Genomic DNA, 12,894 nt, shown 5'->3' on the forward strand with positions numbered 1-12,894 from the left:
ACGTTTTCGTCTGAAAGCATCCGTAAAGTAAAAAACAGTTGCAATACCTTCGGAATAAACCTGCGAAATCGTAATTTTACGCGCAAAAGCAGCTCAGTACAAGAGCATAAGCAGCTTCCGGATTTTTTATGGGCTGAATATTTATTATTAAAATACCTTATTTTTTAGTAAATTCGCAGTCAGTTTAACGTATAACATCTTCGAGATAAGAATATGGCAAAATTTGAACTTAAATTACCCAAGATGGGTGAAAGTGTTGCCGAGGCAACGATAACAAATTGGTTAAAAGAAGTAGGAGATACCATTGAAGCTGATGAGGCAGTTCTGGAGATTGCCACAGATAAGGTGGATAGTGAAGTTCCCAGTGAAGTAGATGGCGTTCTGGTGGAGAAGCTGTTCAATGCAGATGATGTTGTACAGGTTGGGCAAACCATTGCTATTATTGAAACCGAAGGAGAAGGCGCAGCAGATGTTACCCCGGTGGCAGATCAGGAAGTACCTTCCCCTGAAATTGAAGAGGCCGTTGCGGAAGCCGAACAAAGAGTGGAGCAGGCCCAGGGTATCAGCACTTCAGATTTTGCAGATTCTAACAGGTTCTACTCGCCCCTGGTTAAAAACATTGCCAAAGAAGAAGGGGTATCCTTTGAAGAACTTGAAAATATTCAAGGTTCCGGAAAGGATGGAAGAGTGACTAAAAATGATATTTTAAGCTACCTTGAAAATCGTACAGCTCAACCGGCTGCAGCGCAACAAAAGACCGCACCAAAACAAGCGGCTCCACAACCGGTTGCTAAAACTCCGGTAAGTGTGAATGGGGAAGATGAGATCATTGAAATGTCCAGAATGGGTAAAATGATTGCTCACCACATGGTAGAAAGTACCCAAACTTCTGCTCACGTTCAGTCTTTTATAGAAGTGGATGTCACCAACATCTGGAACTGGCGAAAAAAGAACAAGGATGCTTTCGAAAAGAGAGAAGGTGAAAAATTAACTTTCACTCCAATCTTCATGGAAGCTGTGGCCAAGGCTATCAAGGATTTTCCTATGATCAACATATCTGTTGACGGCGACAAGATCATTAAAAGAAAGAACATTAACCTGGGGATGGCAGCAGCCTTGCCAGACGGTAATCTTATAGTACCTGTGATCAAGAATGCAGACCAGTTGAACCTGGTGGGCATGGCGAAGACCGTAAATGATCTTGCCAACCGTGCCAGGATGAACAAACTGAAACCAGACGATATCCAGGGAGGTACCTATACGGTGACCAATGTGGGTACCTTCGGAAGTGTTATGGGAACCCCTATTATCAATCAGCCTCAGGTAGCGATCCTTGCCCTGGGTGCGATAAGAAAAGTACCTGCGGTAATTGAAACGCCTGAAGGTGATTTCATAGGAATAAGATATAAGATGTTCCTTTCCCACAGCTATGACCATCGTGTGGTGAATGGGGCCCTTGGGGGTCAATTCGTACAGCGTGTGGCACAGTACCTCGAGAAATTTGACAAGAACAGGGATCTTTAGAATTAAGGTCCCGTTAGCATAAAAGCCATGAACTTATGAAAAAGAGAAGTTCATGGCTTTTCTCTTTATATTATAAAGGTCCTGTCAATCCTATTTTCGGGACCTCCAAAAAACAGTATCTTTATCAAAATTTGAATTAAGATTATGGAGTTAAAACTCACCAGGCCTATTTGTTTTTTCGACCTTGAAGCAACCGGTACCAATGTAGCAAAGGATCGTATAGTTGAAATTTCGATCCTGAAGATATTCCCTAACGGCAATAAGGAAAGCAAGACCTGGCTGGTTAATCCGGGAGTGCCTATTCCTAAAGAAGTAATAAGCATCCATGGGATAGATGATGAAAAGGTGGCCAATGAACCCACTTTTAAAGAGCTGGCCGGGGTGGTGAACGAAATGATAAAGGGATGTGATCTTGCGGGCTATAATTCAAACAGATATGACATTCCGCTTTTGGCTGAGGAGATGCTGAGAGCCGGTGTTGATTTCGAGGTAAAGAACATGATGGCAGTAGATGTGCAGACCATTTTTCACAAGATGGAACAACGCACCCTGGCGGCCGCATATAAGTTTTACTGCGGTAAAGATCTGGATGGTGCACACAGTGCTGCGGTAGATGCAGAGGCTACCTATGAGGTGCTTAAGTCACAGCTGGACATGTATGGCGATGATCTCAAAAATGATGTAAAATGGCTTTCAGACTTCAGTGCCCGAAAGAACTGTGCTGATATAGCAGGTTATATTGCCTTTGATAAAAAAGGCAGGGAGATCTTTACTTTCGGAAAGCACAAAGGAAAATATGTAGAGGAGATCCTGGAACAGGAACCCGGCTATTTCGGATGGTTCCAAAATGCCGATTTCCCCCTTTATACCAAAAAGATAATTACTGCCATTAAGTTGCGAAAACTGAATACCAAACTTAAATAACTATTCAAAATTAACACTGTGCCCGGCAGTTACATGTTGTGCATTTAAAGCAGTGTTATCTTCCTTAGTCAGGAAAACCGCTACCTCAAAATTATTGGGGTTATAACTGTTTTTTGGGGTGTTGTAAACATATGAAGAGAGATCAACAGGTCCATATTCAAAGGTGACTTCTTCAAAAGCAGAAACAGCACCCAAAGAATCCCCCAGAACATTGGTGAGGGAAACCTCAAGGACCTCGTCATGAACAAAGTTGGGAATTGGATATCCTGCCTGGTACCAGCGACTTGAAGAATCATTGTTCAGGTAGTTCTCCTGTGGAAAAATGACCCCGTTTTGCAGTACATAAACCACTAATTTGTAATTCGCGGGAATATCAACTGCAGAGATCATTTTTACTTCAATATCCAGCAGGTCATTGTTAAGCGTTGTATTTATGGCAAAACTATATAGGGATTCTGTGCCTGCGACATCCAGGACCTGCTCAAGTTGCTCTTCTCCATCTTCGGGATATTCAAGCACGTGGGTACGATTCAACCTGGCGTGAGGAAACCTCAGGATCTCAAAATGGTCCACCAGCACCTCAGATTCATCCTTCATCATATCATCCTGGTAGTGAACAGCAACCACTACAATGTCATTAGTTTGTTCCTTGATAAGAAGAATAGCGTTTGTAACCCGTGGGCACCATCCGCACCAGGTGCCTGTATAATCTTCAAATAAAGCTTTTCGTACCGGGGTGAAAACCTCAAAACCCTTTGCTTCGGTTTCCTCCCCACTGTCGGTTTTGGCGATTACTTCATACACTCCCGTAGTTTGGGTGCTAAAGGTATTCCCGCTAATAGCGCTACCGTTGACGAAAAAGGTGGCATTAGTCGTAGCTTTCTCTCCATCAGATCCAAAAAATTCAAAATTCACTTCCTGACCTTTTAAGGCTTTGTTTCGGTTGATCGTTATATAATTGGAAGAAGTTACTTTGAAATTCAGCGCGTTACTATTCAGGTTTTCATAAACTGCCTTGATCTCATGGTCACCGCCCTCGTTAAAAGTGTGTTTGTTTCCTTTGATAGGTTCCCCGTTGACCATTATCGTACTTAGGGAAGTATACTCGATCCCGTTATCTCCCAAAACCTGAAAAGTTACTTCTTCATTGACGTTAACATTTGAGGATCCCATATTGGAGGAGAGGGTGATGGCATCAGGTTGAGCTACTTCTCCAGTGTTTTCAACTGTAATGGAGATTACATTACTGGTAAGTTTGTCCATTTTAGCAGTAAAGGAATGAGAGCCACCCTCGGTAAATTTGTGACTTTTTCCGCTTATAGCCTCTCCGTCAAGGTAGATCGTACTTTGACTGGTATAGTCTTTTCCGTCATTTCCCTTAACAGTAAAATTGATGATCTCATTTACGCTGGCGGTCTCCGAAGTAAAATTGGAGGAAAGTGTTATAGACTGGGGAGAATTTGAACTTCCGCCTCCTTCTCCGCCATCATCACTGCTGCAGGAAAAAAAGAAAATTGAGAAAATAAATAGGATGATAACGGTGTTAAAGGAATAATAATTTTTCATGATGCCCCACTTTGTTTTACTTAAAAATAAATAAAAATTTAAAACATTTATCATAATCTCTTGATTATTTACCTTAATATTAGGGGATTATCAAACTTTTAGCTAAATTCCTTTTCTTAAAATCTATTAAATAAGTAAGGAGTGAAAAAACTGTACTTCATTATTATTTACTTTGTTTTCTCTACTTGTTTTGCCCAGTCAGAGGTGCCCCGGTTCACCTTAAAAGATCTCGATGGCAGGCAGGTGGATCTTCAAAAGATCTCTGAAGAAAGAACAGTGGTCATTTCCTTATGGGCAACCTGGTGCGTTCCCTGCATCAATGAATTGGAAGCCATTAATCTCTATTATGAAGATTGGCAGGAGGATTTCGATCTTGACCTTTATGCTGTCTCCATTGATGATCCAAGGACCGTAAACCGGGTGCGGCCCATGGTGAAAGGAAAAGGATGGGATTACAAGGTCCTGCTGGATACCAATAACGACCTTAGAAGGGCTCTTGGGGCCGCAACTGTTCCTTTAACTCTCCTCGTAAAAGACAATAAGATACTGTATAAACATTCGGGATATTCTCCCGGATCTGAAGATATATTGTATGAGAAACTGCTAGAATTTTCACGGTAAAGGCACCAATAGGTATGAAGAAGACCCTTTTCTTGCTTTTCCTTTTCACTTTGCCCTGGCTAACCTTCTCACAGGATACCGGCAATTTCTATGGAAGCTTCGAATCCAATTCCCAGTGGCTGCAGGATGATGAAGGCCTGGATTTTACGGCTCCTTCTGAAGATCTCAGATCAAACAATTATTTCAATCTTAATTTTAGTTTAAAGAACTTCACGGTGGGGTTGCAGTACGAGGCTTATCTTCCTGAACCGTTGCTGGGGTACGATCCTCTGCTGGAGGGAAATGAGATCGCTACCTACTTTCTTAATTATAAAAATGAGAATGTTGAAGTAACTGCAGGCTATTTTTATGAGCAGTTTGGCAGTGGCCTTATTCTGCGTTTTTGGGAAGACAGGCAGCTGGGGATCAATAATGCTATGAGAGGGGTAAGGTTAGGTTTTACAGGGATTGATCATTTTGATCTCACGGCTTTGTATGGGGAGCAAAGAATAGGTTTTGAGACTTCAGAAGGTACCATTGGGGGAATAGATGCAAATCTTGATATTTCCGGACTAATGGGGGCTGAAGCTTATAGCCTGAGCTTTGGCTCAAGTGTAGTGAACAGGTTTCAGGATGACAGAGACCTTGAAGGAGTTCCTGTTTCTGTTGCTGCTTTCTCAGGAAGGTTAAATTTTGATTTTGGGAATTTCTTTTCTGAACTGGAAGGAGTCTATAAGCAGCCCGATGTGCTGGTTTATAATGGTTTCATAACCAATGAACGTAAAACTTTTAAAGGTTCAGCCTGGCTTTTAAATCTGGGATATGCAATCCCGGGCTTCGGAATTAATACAACTTTCAGAAGATTGGAGAACTTCAGTTTTTATTCAGATAGGTATGCAGAGGGGAATCAATACAACCGGCAGCTTATCATTTACGTCCCTGCGCTGACCAAACAGCATGATTATCTTCTCAACAATATTTATGTTTATAGTTCCCAGCCCAGGTTGTTGCTTTCATCCGCACAAAACCAGGCCGGGGAGACAGGTGTCCAGGCAGATGTATACTATTCTCTACCTAAAGAAACATTTTTTGGAGGTAAATATGGAACGAAGCTCGAGTTGAATTTTTCTCACTGGTCTGGCCTTGATGCAGAATTCGATGTGACCGGGAATGAGTATTCTTCTGCATTTTTTTCATCAGGAAAAAACTACTTCAGGGAATTAAGCCTTGGCATTAGAAAACGCTGGAATATGAAATGGAGCGGGATATATTCAGTAACAGATCTTAATATTGATGAAGGGATCACTGTTGGCAGTCCGCTGGGGTACTATGATATTCAGGCCACAATTGCGATCATTGAAAATACCTATAGGTTTGGAAAGGGGAGGTCTGCACGGCTGGAACTTCAGCATCTTTGGACCGAAGAAGACCGCGGTAATTGGGCCGGGGGTTTACTCGAATATAATTTTACCCCGGCACTGGGTATTTATGCGGCAGACTCGTGGAACTATGGTGGGGAGTTTGAATATCATTATTATAATTTCGGCGGAAGCTACACTCATGGTAGTACACGCATTGCCCTGAACTATGGGAGGCAGCGTGGAGGATTAATCTGCGTTGGCGGAGTGTGTCGTTTCGTGCCCGAAAACACCGGTCTCAGCATGAATCTTCAGTTAAGCTTTTAAAACTGCCTTTTAAAATTCCTATATTTGGCTGGGGAGTCAAAAAGGATTCTTTCTCTAAAACTGGTTTAGACGTTATAAATGAAGATAATTTGTATTGGCCGTAATTATACCGATCATATTGAGGAACTGAAAAATGAACGGCCCAACGATCCCGTGATCTTTCTAAAACCCGATTCTGCGATCCTTCTTAAAAAACAACCTTTCTTTATTCCGCCATTCACGAATGATGTGCATTACGAGGTCGAGTTGCTGGTAAGGATCAACAAGATAGGAAAACACATTCAGCAAAAATTCGCTCATAAATACTATGATGAAATAGGATTGGGAATTGATTTTACTGCACGTGACCTTCAGCAGAAATTAAAGGAAAAAGGACTCCCCTGGGAAAAAGCAAAGGCGTTTGACGGGGCTGCGGTGATCGGGGAAAAATGGATAAATAAAAGTAAATTTTCCGATCTTGATGATATTGAATTCAGTCTTGAAAAGAATGGAGAGCTAGTCCAAAAAGGCAACACATCTCACATGCTTTGGAAAATTGACGAATTAATTCAATATATTTCGGAATATTTCACCCTTAAGATTGGCGATGTCATTTTTACAGGAACACCAGCAGGAGTAGGACCGGTAAAGATCAATGATGGGCTTAAGGGATTCATAAAAGATGAACAAATTTTTTCAATACAGGTAAAATAATGAGCACTTACAACTTAGACAGTGTAGAAGAAATGGCCGGTGGCGACCAGGATTTTCTTAAAGTCGTGGTACAGACCTTTATCGAAGAGATCCCGCCAGATCTTGAAGCGATGAACCAGGCTGTTTCAGAAAACAATCCGGGGCAGGCATACCAGTATGCGCATAAAATGAAACCTAACCTCCAGATGTTTGGCCTCGAACTGATGCCTCAAATCAAGGTCATTGAAGAGTGGGCGAGAGACGGTAAAGAAAAAACTAAAGTAGACGAGGCTGCCGAAATCATTACTGTAAAGGTTGACAAAGCCGTTAACGAACTGAAGCAAGATTTTGACCTGTAGATGACGGCAGAAATTATTACCATTGGGGATGAACTTTTAATAGGGCAGGTGGTAGATTCCAACTCTGCCTTTATTGCTAAGGAACTCGATGGAATTGGAATTTCTGTTTATCAAATCACCAGCATCCAGGATGATAAAGCTCATATTCTGGCAGCCCTTAAAGAGGCTTCCGGCCGCGCCGATGTTATTCTTCTAACCGGCGGATTGGGTCCTACAAAAGATGATGTCACCAAATATACCTTCTGCGAATACTTTGGAGATCAACTTGAATTGAATGAGAAGGTCTTGTCACACATAGAAGAACTTTTCAAAAAATATAAAACCACACCCATTTCAGATCTTAACCGGGAGCAGGCAATGGTCCCTTCCAAAGCCGTTGTTTTAGAAAATAAATACGGTACTGCACCGGGAATGTGGATGGAAAAGGACGGGAAGGTCTATATCTCCATGCCGGGTGTGCCTTATGAAATGAAGGAAATCATGGAGCTAGAGGTGATTCCCCGCCTACGTCAAAAGTTCCACAGACCTTTCATTTACCACAAGACCCTCCAGACCCGGGGGATGGGTGAAAGTGCCATTGCGAACAAACTTGCAGGTTTTGAGGACAAATTACCTTCCCATGTCAAACTGGGTTATCTCCCTGATTTTGGTAGTGTGCGTCTGCGATTAACCGGGAAAGGTGAGGATGAAGAAAACCTGATAAGTTCTGTTGAAAAAGAGGTAGAAGACCTTTATGAAATCCTGGGAGACATTATTACAGATGAACATGAAGAGGATGAGACCATCGCGGTACAGATAAGTAAACTGCTTAGTACTGAAAAAAAGTTCCTTTCAGCAGCCGAGAGCTGTACAGGAGGTGCCCTGGCAGCCGAATTCACCACCCATCCCGGAGCTTCTGCCTGTTTCAAAGGTGGGATCGTAACTTACGCTACACAAACCAAGATCGAGCTCCTTCACGTAAATAAAGAACTAATCGAAAAATACAGTGTGGTGAGTGCTGAGGTTGCAGAAGCTATGGCAAAGAATGCCCGGAAGTTATTTAAGACCGATTATGCCCTTTCTACCACCGGAAATGCGGGCCCATCAAAAGGGGACAGTGATGCTGAGGTGGGTACAGTGTTCATCGCTCTTGCAACTCCTGAAAAAGTGTTTTCGCAAAAGTTCCTCTTCGGAAATCACCGCGACCAGGTGATCAAAAAATCCATTTACAAGGCTTTTGAGATGATATTGAAGGAAATTACTTCTTGAAGAAGCTTTTAGCTGTTGGCCATTATCTGTTAGCCGATTTCTCCTGGACCCTATGTATCATCAAGTCTAAAAGCTGGGAGAAGCAACTGCCGGTCCAATTCGTGTTTTGCTATGTTAGCTTGTATATTATGATGAGATTGCTTCAGGTGATTCTCCTTCGGCAGGCTCGCGAAGGCGAAAAAAAGGCCAGCGGCTAACAGCCAAAAGCCAGTGGTTTTTTAAGGTGTTGCTGCAGAAGTCTTCCGAAGAATAATCTCAAAAAATAATTTTTAATCGCTGTTGGCTATTAGGTAAAAAATTCGTTAATTTGCAGCCTGTTTTGAAATAACGAGTTAAAGTATAGAGCAATGTCAAGAGTTTGTGAACTTACAGGTAAGAAAGCGATGGTTGGAAACAATGTTTCCCACGCGATGAATAAAACAAAACGTAAATTTGACGCCAATTTGGTCAAAAAACGTTTTTATATTCCTGAGGAAGATAAATGGATCACTTTGAAAGTATCTACTTCTGCAATTAAGACAATTAATAAAAAAGGAATTGCTGCAGTAATTAAAGACGCCCGTGCAAAAGGCTTTTTAAACAAGTAGTAAATCTAATATCTAAGAAGCAGTAAAATGGCAAAGAAAGGCAACAGAGTACAGGTTATATTAGAATGTACAGAGCATAAAGGTACTGGGAAACCGGGAACTTCAAGATACATTACAACAAAAAACAAAAAGAACACGCCAGACAGAATGGAGCTGAAGAAATTCAACCCTATTCTTAAGAAAATGACGGTTCATAAAGAAATAAAATAATAAGTCATGGCAAAGAAATCAGTAGCAACATTACAGACAGGATCAAAGAGATTGACCAAAGCGATCAAGATGGTAAAATCTCCTCAAAGCGGCGCCTATACTTTTGTGGAGCAAATCATGGCTCCAGAAATGGTAAATGACTTCTTGAATAAGAAATAAGTTATTTTAAAATATTTAAAGCCGTCCCGATAGCTATCGGGACGGCTTTTTCTTTTTGTGTATATTTACCTGCACTATGAAGCCGGACATCAGTTCCCATATATCTTCTTTAGGAACGATAAACTGCTTTAGCAGGTAGAACTTTAAGACCATTTCAAATAATGAGTTTATTTAAGAAAATCTTCTCTAAGGAGAAAAAAGAAACCCTTGATAAAGGGCTTGAAAAATCCAAAACCGACTTCTTTTCCAAACTGGGTAAAGCCGTTGCCGGAAAAGCAAAAGTTGATGACGAGGTCCTGGATGACCTTGAAGATGTGCTGGTAAGCAGCGATGTGGGGGTGAGTACCACGGTAAAGATCATTAACAGGATAGAGGAGCGTGTGGCCAGGGATAAATTCCTGGGAACAGACGAGCTTAATAAAATACTTAGGGAAGAGATAGCAGCCCTATTGTCAGAAACCAATTCAGGGGAGGCTACAGACTTCTATGTGCCTACAGATAAAAAACCATACGTGATCATGGTAGTGGGTGTGAATGGTGTGGGTAAGACCACGACCATTGGTAAACTTGCCTACCAGTTCAAGAAAGAAGGCAGGAAGGTTGTGCTGGGTGCAGCAGATACCTTCCGTGCTGCAGCCATTGATCAATTGCAGGTGTGGGCAGACAGGGTAGATGTACCCATCGTCAAACAAAAAATGGGAAGCGATCCTGCTTCCGTAGCCTTTGACAGCGTGCAAAGCGCAGTGAAACAGAATGCCGATGTGGTCATCATTGATACTGCCGGCCGTTTACACAACAAGGTCAATTTAATGAATGAGCTTACAAAGGTGAAAAGGGTGATGCAAAAGGTGGTTGACGATGCCCCTCATGAAGTTTTGCTTGTTCTTGATGGTTCTACAGGCCAGAATGCTTTTGAACAGGCAAAGCAGTTTACCGCCGCTACCGAAGTTACTTCCCTTGCTGTTACCAAGCTTGATGGTACTGCGAAAGGCGGTGTGGTGATAGGCATAAGTGACCAGTTCAAGATCCCTGTGAAATACATTGGAGTAGGAGAGGGAATGGAAGATCTCCAGGTATTCAACAAATATGAATTCGTAGACTCATTTTTTAAATAGCATTCCTGAAATTCCCCATCTTATGAAAAACCTGTACTTCCTGCCGCTTTTGTGCCTGGCACTGTTTTCCTGTAAATCTGACTCCACACAAAAACCCACTTCAGAACCCATTGTTTGGGAAGCCGGCGATGAAAAAGCTGAGCTTGAGGAACAGGCAAAACACGAGAATGAAAGGATGCAGTTTAAACTCATCAACTCAAAATTTTCGGACAAAAACGATATCTGGAAATCTTTTGAAGCTGATCTTGCAGATTTTTCCGAAGAAAAATATGAGGAACTAAAACCCCTTATTCTTGAAAAAAATATTCCGGAACTCCAAAATGCGATAAAGGAAGGAAAGCTTAGCTATACAGACCTCACCTTGTTTTACATTTACAGGATAAGGAAGTTTGAAAGTGACAACCGGCTTTCCCTTAATGCCGTGATCGCGCTCAATCCAGATGTGGTTGAGCAGGCAAGAGCCTTAGATGCACGAGCGGGAGTGAACGTAAACGAGAATTCTATTTATGGTATGCCCGTACTTTTAAAGGATAATATCAACACCAGTAATATGCCTACCACTGCCGGCTCTATTGCTCTTGCAGCAAATGAACCTTCAGAAAATGCTTATATAGTTGATCGTCTTATAAAACACAAAGCCCTTGTACTGGGTAAGGTTAACCTAAGCGAATGGGCCTATTACTTCTGTGAAGGCTGCCCGTTGGGCTACAGTGCCGTTGGGGGGCAAACCCTTAATCCCTACGGAAGGAAACAGTTCGAAACAGGGGGTTCCAGCTCCGGTAGTGGGGTTGCGGTAGCCGCTAATTTCGCCGTAGCTGCGGTAGGAACCGAAACTGCCGGTTCCATTCTTTCGCCGGCTTCCAAGAATTCGGTAGTAGGGTTGAAGCCAACTATTGGGCTTTTAAGCCGAAGCGGAATCGTTCCTATTTCGGGAACTCTCGATACCCCTGGCCCAATGACCAAATGGGTGATCGATAATGCCATTTTAATGAATGCAATGACAGGAAAAGATAGCCTGGATTCAAGATCTGTTGCGGGTGGGAAGAACTATGTTCATGCCCTGGAAGGAGCTACTTTGGAAGGAAAAAGGGTAGGGGTCATGAAATCTCTGCTGACTGATTCCCTGTATAATCATGCGGTGGAAAAAATAAAGGAAATGGGCGCTGTCGTAGTAGAATATGACACTCCTGAAGTACCGCTTGATGGCTTCACCACCCTTCTGGATGCAGATATGAAAAGGGATCTTGCCGGTTATCTTTCCTCAAGTGCCGGTGATAAAGTACAGTATAAAAATGTGGAAGAACTGCTTAACTTCAATAAGGAAGATAGTGTATTACGGGCACCCTACGGGCAAAAATTGTTTGAAGGCATTGTGGCTGACACCACCAGCCCTGAAGATCTGGAGGCGCTAAGTACAAAACTGGAGCAGAACGGCAGAAGGTTTTTTGAGGAGTCCATGCAACAACATAATCTGGATGTAGTACTCTCAGTAAATAATTATCATGCGGCCTATGCCGCCGTGGCGAAATATCCGGCCCTTACGGTACCCATGGGTTATGAAGCCTCGGGGGAGCCTAAAAGCCTTACCCTGATCACCAGGCCGTTCGAAGAGGAAAAATTACTCCAACTGGGTTATGCCTTTGAGAAGAATTACAGGACCCGTAAGGTACCTGCAAATTACAATTAGGAATGTCGTACAGAAACCTTGTCATCCTCACCAAGATCATTTTGTTCTACAGCCTGTTCTATATGTTTATGAAGGCGGTGGTCATTATTTTCAGGGAAGCCTGGGTAGTACCTAATCTCCTCCTGAGTGTACCATTTTTGATCCTGGCCGTAATTTCCTGGTGGCAGGTAAAAAAAGAAAAATATTCCTGGATCTTCGTCTTTTTGGGAGCCGCGGCCATCATCCTCACCCGCATCTACGAAAGGGAACTGGCGGTGTGGATACAGCAGCAGCTATAAAAAGTGATATTTTAAAGTCCATTGGAAAAATACTTTCTCATCCTGCAGTCTCCTGGAGAATTTTTTTCTTTGAACTATTCCCTGAAATTGTTAAAAAACCCTTCGCTCCTTTAGGTTTTCCTTTAGCTACTTATGCAGGAATTTGATAAATTTACGGGGAATCGGAAAAATTGATTTCATCAATCTTTTTTTTGATAAAAATCAAATTGGTTTTCCTAAAAAGGTTGTGTGCACGGCTTCTTGGACGACCAAATAGACGTACTTTCTAATTTTTAAAAGG

The 12,894-nt window shown here is 42.3% G+C and carries 15 protein-coding genes; 14 read left to right on the forward strand and 1 reads right to left on the reverse strand.

What is annotated here, in order from left to right:
• Nucleotides 1-213: 213 nt before the first annotated feature.
• Together ACFSTG_RS02310 and ACFSTG_RS02315 are read left to right on the forward strand one after the other, a co-directional pair.
• Nucleotides 214-1,524: a dihydrolipoamide acetyltransferase family protein gene (locus ACFSTG_RS02310; RefSeq protein WP_380748059.1), complete on the forward strand. Its 1,311-nt coding sequence runs from the start codon at nucleotides 214-216 to the stop codon at nucleotides 1,522-1,524.
• A 144-nt stretch (nucleotides 1,525-1,668) separates the two neighbouring features.
• Nucleotides 1,669-2,448 carry a 3'-5' exonuclease gene (locus tag ACFSTG_RS02315; protein ID WP_380748061.1) on the forward strand — a complete coding sequence of 260 codons (780 nt, stop codon included), beginning with the start codon at nucleotides 1,669-1,671 and terminating at the stop codon, nucleotides 2,446-2,448.
• Here ACFSTG_RS02315 and ACFSTG_RS02320 read toward each other — a convergent pair whose 3' ends face one another.
• Nucleotides 2,449-4,014 carry an Omp28-related outer membrane protein gene (locus ACFSTG_RS02320; RefSeq protein ID WP_380748063.1) on the reverse strand — a complete coding sequence of 522 codons (1,566 nt, stop codon included), beginning with the start codon at nucleotides 4,012-4,014 and terminating at the stop codon, nucleotides 2,449-2,451.
• A gap of 141 nt (nucleotides 4,015-4,155) precedes the next feature.
• Between ACFSTG_RS02320 and ACFSTG_RS02325 the strand changes: the two genes are divergently transcribed.
• The 12 genes from ACFSTG_RS02325 to ACFSTG_RS02380 all read left to right on the forward strand — a co-directional run bounded on the left by ACFSTG_RS02325 (nucleotide 4,156) and on the right by ACFSTG_RS02380 (nucleotide 12,760).
• The gene (locus ACFSTG_RS02325; RefSeq protein ID WP_380748065.1) at nucleotides 4,156-4,635 is read left to right on the forward strand and encodes a TlpA family protein disulfide reductase; all 480 of its coding nucleotides are present in this window, start codon (nucleotides 4,156-4,158) and stop codon (nucleotides 4,633-4,635) included.
• 14 nt (nucleotides 4,636-4,649) lie between these two features.
• The gene (locus tag ACFSTG_RS02330) at nucleotides 4,650-6,299 is read left to right on the forward strand and encodes a DUF6029 family protein (protein ID WP_380748067.1); all 1,650 of its coding nucleotides are present in this window, start codon (nucleotides 4,650-4,652) and stop codon (nucleotides 6,297-6,299) included.
• Between the two features lie 78 nt (nucleotides 6,300-6,377).
• The gene (locus ACFSTG_RS02335; RefSeq protein WP_380748069.1) at nucleotides 6,378-6,992 is read left to right on the forward strand and encodes a fumarylacetoacetate hydrolase family protein; all 615 of its coding nucleotides are present in this window, start codon (nucleotides 6,378-6,380) and stop codon (nucleotides 6,990-6,992) included.
• Nucleotides 6,992-7,330 (forward strand): Hpt domain-containing protein, encoded by a 339-nt coding sequence (locus ACFSTG_RS02340; protein ID WP_380748071.1) that lies wholly within the window; start codon nucleotides 6,992-6,994, stop codon nucleotides 7,328-7,330. Before ACFSTG_RS02335 ends, ACFSTG_RS02340 begins: the two co-directional genes overlap by 1 nt.
• Nucleotides 7,331-8,578 carry a competence/damage-inducible protein A gene (locus tag ACFSTG_RS02345; protein WP_380748073.1) on the forward strand — a complete coding sequence of 416 codons (1,248 nt, stop codon included), beginning with the start codon at nucleotides 7,331-7,333 and terminating at the stop codon, nucleotides 8,576-8,578.
• A gap of 347 nt (nucleotides 8,579-8,925) precedes the next feature.
• The gene (rpmB, locus tag ACFSTG_RS02350; protein WP_029038579.1) at nucleotides 8,926-9,165 is read left to right on the forward strand and encodes a 50S ribosomal protein L28; all 240 of its coding nucleotides are present in this window, start codon (nucleotides 8,926-8,928) and stop codon (nucleotides 9,163-9,165) included.
• 27 nt (nucleotides 9,166-9,192) lie between these two features.
• The gene (rpmG, locus tag ACFSTG_RS02355; RefSeq protein ID WP_182125037.1) at nucleotides 9,193-9,375 is read left to right on the forward strand and encodes a 50S ribosomal protein L33; all 183 of its coding nucleotides are present in this window, start codon (nucleotides 9,193-9,195) and stop codon (nucleotides 9,373-9,375) included.
• Between the two features lie 6 nt (nucleotides 9,376-9,381).
• On the forward strand, nucleotides 9,382-9,534 hold the full coding sequence (locus tag ACFSTG_RS02360) for a DUF4295 domain-containing protein (RefSeq protein WP_380748076.1): 153 nt from the start codon (nucleotides 9,382-9,384) through the stop codon (nucleotides 9,532-9,534).
• Nucleotides 9,535-9,695: 161 nt separating this feature from the next.
• Complete coding sequence (ftsY, locus tag ACFSTG_RS02365) at nucleotides 9,696-10,649, forward strand: signal recognition particle-docking protein FtsY (protein WP_380748078.1); 954 nt, start codon at nucleotides 9,696-9,698, stop codon at nucleotides 10,647-10,649.
• A gap of 22 nt (nucleotides 10,650-10,671) precedes the next feature.
• Entirely contained in the window at nucleotides 10,672-12,336 is a 1,665-nt protein-coding gene (locus ACFSTG_RS02370; protein WP_380748080.1) for an amidase family protein, read from the forward strand.
• A 2-nt stretch (nucleotides 12,337-12,338) separates the two neighbouring features.
• Complete coding sequence (locus tag ACFSTG_RS02375) at nucleotides 12,339-12,614, forward strand: hypothetical protein (RefSeq protein ID WP_380748082.1); 276 nt, start codon at nucleotides 12,339-12,341, stop codon at nucleotides 12,612-12,614.
• Nucleotides 12,593-12,760, forward strand: coding sequence for a hypothetical protein (locus ACFSTG_RS02380; RefSeq protein ID WP_380748084.1), 168 nt, complete (start codon nucleotides 12,593-12,595; stop codon nucleotides 12,758-12,760). The genes ACFSTG_RS02375 and ACFSTG_RS02380 overlap by 22 nt, the downstream gene beginning before the upstream one ends.
• Nucleotides 12,761-12,894 lie beyond the last annotated feature (134 nt).

It is taken from the genome of Salinimicrobium flavum, assembly GCF_042684505.1.
Lineage (GTDB): Bacteria > Bacteroidota > Bacteroidia > Flavobacteriales > Flavobacteriaceae > Salinimicrobium > Salinimicrobium flavum.

Coding starts and splice junctions, on each gene's coding strand:
- ACFSTG_RS02320 (WP_380748063.1), bottom strand. CDS start 4,014: ATGAAAAATTATTATTCCTTTAACACCGTTATCATCCTATTTATTTTC.
- ACFSTG_RS02345 (WP_380748073.1), top strand. CDS start 7,331: ATGACGGCAGAAATTATTACCATTGGGGATGAACTTTTAATAGGGCAG.
- ACFSTG_RS02330 (WP_380748067.1), top strand. CDS start 4,650: ATGAAGAAGACCCTTTTCTTGCTTTTCCTTTTCACTTTGCCCTGGCTA.
- ACFSTG_RS02310 (WP_380748059.1), top strand. CDS start 214: ATGGCAAAATTTGAACTTAAATTACCCAAGATGGGTGAAAGTGTTGCC.
- ACFSTG_RS02315 (WP_380748061.1), top strand. CDS start 1,669: ATGGAGTTAAAACTCACCAGGCCTATTTGTTTTTTCGACCTTGAAGCA.
- ACFSTG_RS02370 (WP_380748080.1), top strand. CDS start 10,672: ATGAAAAACCTGTACTTCCTGCCGCTTTTGTGCCTGGCACTGTTTTCC.
- ftsY (WP_380748078.1), top strand. CDS start 9,696: ATGAGTTTATTTAAGAAAATCTTCTCTAAGGAGAAAAAAGAAACCCTT.
- ACFSTG_RS02340 (WP_380748071.1), top strand. CDS start 6,992: ATGAGCACTTACAACTTAGACAGTGTAGAAGAAATGGCCGGTGGCGAC.
- rpmB (WP_029038579.1), top strand. CDS start 8,926: ATGTCAAGAGTTTGTGAACTTACAGGTAAGAAAGCGATGGTTGGAAAC.
- ACFSTG_RS02360 (WP_380748076.1), top strand. CDS start 9,382: ATGGCAAAGAAATCAGTAGCAACATTACAGACAGGATCAAAGAGATTG.
- rpmG (WP_182125037.1), top strand. CDS start 9,193: ATGGCAAAGAAAGGCAACAGAGTACAGGTTATATTAGAATGTACAGAG.
- ACFSTG_RS02375 (WP_380748082.1), top strand. CDS start 12,339: ATGTCGTACAGAAACCTTGTCATCCTCACCAAGATCATTTTGTTCTAC.
- ACFSTG_RS02335 (WP_380748069.1), top strand. CDS start 6,378: ATGAAGATAATTTGTATTGGCCGTAATTATACCGATCATATTGAGGAA.